Origin of the sequence: Promicromonospora sp. NPDC057488 (assembly GCF_042802395.1) — a bacterium.
In the GTDB taxonomy this organism is placed as follows: domain Bacteria; phylum Actinomycetota; class Actinomycetes; order Actinomycetales; family Cellulomonadaceae; genus Promicromonospora.
Genome location: NZ_JBHVEG010000312.1, coordinates 1 through 3,668, shown reverse-complemented (window position 1 = coordinate 3,668; position 3,668 = coordinate 1). Strand labels below are relative to the sequence as shown.

Genomic DNA, 3,668 nt, shown 5'->3' with positions numbered 1-3,668 from the left:
GTCGAGACCTGACCAGGTCTCGACAAGCTCGACCAGCGGGGAGCTCGACCAGCGTTGTGCGGGGTCGACGGTCAGTCGACCGAGTAGGCCCGCACCACCGTCTTCTTCACCGCGCCGCCCGCCGCGTCCCGGGCCTCGACCCGGAGCGAGACGTGCTCGGTGCCGCGCGGAGCCTTGACCGTGGCGTCATAGACGCCCGCGCCGGCCTTGGCGGTGGTGGCCCGGTGCCAGGTGGCGCCGTCGTCGGCCGACCACCACAGGCGCAGGTCCTTGACCGACGACGCGTCGTACGCGTCGTCCTGGTGCACGGCGGTGACCCGCACCCGGGTGTTCCGGGGCGCCGAGCCGGACGGGTCGAGCCCGCGCACGTCCCACGACGTGTCCAGCACCGGCGGGCGGGAGTTGGCCTCGGCGTCGGACCGCGCGTGGAACGTCCACTCGCCGGTCACGCTCGTGGCCAGCCGGTAGGCCGGGTCGTCGGGCGTGCTCTCGAGCAGCATCCGGTAGTCCGCCCCGCCCTCCGGGACGGTGGGGAACGAGTAGGGCTCCGGGACGTCGTCGACCAGCTCGCCGTCCTGCCACACGCGCAGGCGCGTCGCGACGTCGGAGCCCCACAGCACGCCGCCGTCGTCGTCGGCCCGGTCGGTCGGGGCCAGCGAGAGGCGGTCGTCCCAGTGCTCCACGGGCGTGATGCTGGAGACCGCGGGCGCCAGCACACCTGCCGCGAGCCCCTGCCGGGCGCGGCCGGGCTCGCTCCAGACGTGCCGCTCGGCCTCGACGAGCACCACGCCCACGCCGTCCTCCTGGATCTCGGACCCGAGGTACCACCTGCCCGGGAGCGCCGTCACGTACTCGGTGCGCCGGGTACCCACGGGGACCGCCTCCACGGCACCGCCGGCGACGATGGTGCCCGGCTCCCAGTACATGCGCTCCGCCAGGTGCGTGTCGCCGACCGAGGCGCCGTACGTGGTGTCCACGGCGACGGTGGTGCGACGGTCGCCGCGCAGCTCCGGCACCTCGACACCCTCGCTGTGGTGGGCGAGGTCGTAGCGATAGGCGGCGGCCTCGTCCCCCGTGGTCGGCGCCAGGAGCGTCGCCTGGACGATGGTGTCGTAGTCGCCGTGGGTCGCCGCCGGCACGGGGGTGAGCGCGAGGTCCGTCTCCGGCCCGTACTTCACGTTGACGCTCGCGTAGACGAGCTCCGCGGAGTCCTCGGTCTCCACCGACAGGCCGAGGCTGGCCAGGTCGGCCGGGCGCTGCGTCGAGGTGGTGACCTCCTGCGCCGTGGTCCCGTCCAGGAGCACCTCGGCGTCGGCTGTGGCGTCGACCTCTCCGGCGCTCAGGAACAGCGCGTCGGTCACGGCGCCGTCGTCGTCGAACGTCTCGACGAACGCCACCGCGCTGTAGACGCCCGGGATGACGCGCGCCGTGGCGACGCCGTCCTCGAAGAAGAGGTCCGTGCCGAAGAGCTCGCCGTCCTCGGCGTCCAGCTTGACGGCCGCGCCCCACGTGTCCGCGGTGACGGGCTCGCCCTCCCGGTCGACGGCGCGCACCGTCAGGTCCACGTACTCGCGCTCCTTGGCCCAGCCGACGGGCGTGCGCACGTCCGTGCCGTCCGCGGACGTCGCCACGACGTTCCCGCCGACGGCGCCGATCGCGCCCGGTCCGTCGTGAGCGGTCACGTCGACCTCGGCCGTACCGCCCGCCGGGACGACGACGGAGTCCGCCGACAGCGTGAGCGCGTCCGGCACCGCGGTGCCCTCCGAGTCGAGGACGTCGGCCGCCAGGGTGAGCGTGACGTCGTCGGCGCCCGTGTTGGCGTACGTCAGGGTGCCGGTGGCCGACTCCCCGTCGTGCGGCCAGGTGAACGTGCCGAGCGACAGCGACGCCGGGGTCGCCGTGACCTCCTGCGCGACGGCGCCGGGGATCGTGATGCGCCCCGCGCCCTCGGACCAGACGTCCGCGCCCGTCGTCTCGGCCGAGCCCATCAGCGCGGCCTTGAGCGCCTGGCCGTCCAGGTCGGGCCGGGCCTGCTTGAGCACCGCCGCGGCGCCCGCGACGTGCGGGGCCGCCATGGAGGTGCCGCTCAGCGCGGTGTACAGGTCGTCGACCGGGTCGCCCACGGCCGTGCCCGTGGCCAGCGCGGCGACGATCCCGTCGCCCGGCGCCACGACGTCCGGCTTGAGCAGCCCGGGTTCGAAGCCGCCGCGGCTGGAGTAGGGGGTGACCGTGTCGGAGTCGTCCACGGCGCCCACCGTCAGGGCCGACGCCGCGATGCCCGGCGAACCCACGGTGCCGTACCCCAGCTCTCCATAGTTGCCCGCGGAGACGACGAACAACGTGCCGTACCGCGCGGACAGCTCGTCCACCGCCACGGCGTCCGGTGAGGGGACGTCGAAGAACAGGCTGCCGAGCGACAGGTTCACGACGTCGGCGCCCTCCGCGGCCGCCCACTCCATGCCCTCGATGACGCCGGACAGCTCGCCGAAGCCGTCGTCGTCCAGCACCTTGCCGACCAGCAGGTCGGCGTCCGGGGCCACGCCCTGGTTCACGCCGTCGGACGCCTCGCCCGACCCGGCCACGATCGAGGCGACGTGCGTGCCGTGGCCGGCGCCGTCGGTCACGTCGCCCTTGCCGGTGAAGTCGCGCTCGCCGACGACGACCTCGTCGAGGTCGGGGTGCGTCGCGTCGATGCCCGAGTCGAGCACGGCGACCGTGACGCCCTCGCCCGTGTAGCCGGCCTCCCACGCCTCGGGGGCGCCGATCTGCGGCATCGAGTCGGCGTCCGACGCCCGGACCGGCTGGTCCAGCCAGACGTAGCCGACGGCGTCGGGGGCCGGGGTCTTCCGGGCCTGCTTGCCGGGGGCCTCGACCGGGGCGAGGCTGTCGAGGAGCTTCTCGGCCCGGCCCCTGGGCAGCACGTCGGCCACCGCGCCCAGGGACTCGAGGTCGCGGTCGGGCGTGATGCCCGCCGCCGTCCAGTCCTGCTCGGGCGGGGCCGCGGAGCGGGCGGGGGTGTCGCCGTCGGCGTCGGCTGCGGTCGCGGTCGCGGCCGCCGTCGCGGTCTGGACGATGACGGGGAGCGTGTCGCGCGAGGCGTCGTCGTAGCCGGCCTCGACCAGGCCGGCCACGTCGAACAGCGCGCGGTCCAGGCGGCCGGGCACGAGCCGCGCCACGTCGCGCGGGGTGACGTAGAGGTGGTCCCCCTCGCGCTGCTGGAAGAACGCCATGTGCTCCCGGCCCGGGCCGGGCCGGACGATCACCGTCTCCGGGTCGGGCGTGCCGTCGGCCGCGGTCTTCATGGTGACGACGTCGCCCGTCAGCAGCGTCACGCTCACCGTGCGCCCCGGGGCGGTGGGCTGCTGCCGGGTGTCCTGCGGTGCCGGTGTGTCCTGCGGTACGGACGCGGTGGCCCACGTCCCCCCGCCCAGCGCGATCGCCAGAGCGACCGCCGCTGCACTTGCTCTCTTGCGCATCGGGTTCTCCCGTCCGAGTCGAGCACGCCGCCTGTGCGGCGCCACGACTTCCAGACGCACGCGAACCTCCGCGGGGTTGCGTGACCTGGGAAAATACTCGGAACGGACTTCCGGGACGGACTACGCGAGACGGCTTCTCCGGGTGCACTTCGAGGCCTAAGTTTCTCCGCTTTGAGCCGGCTCAAAGCGGAG

At 74.5% G+C, this 3,668-nt stretch carries 1 protein-coding gene; it reads right to left on the bottom strand.

Translation table 11 applies throughout. The features are described 5' to 3' along the window. Positions 1 to 71 precede the first annotated feature (71 nt). The gene (locus tag ACFU5G_RS29555) at positions 72 to 3,476 is read right to left on the bottom strand and encodes a S8 family serine peptidase (protein WP_377252656.1); all 3,405 of its coding nucleotides are present in this window, start codon (positions 3,474 to 3,476) and stop codon (positions 72 to 74) included. Between the last annotated feature and the right edge of the window lie 192 nt (positions 3,477 to 3,668).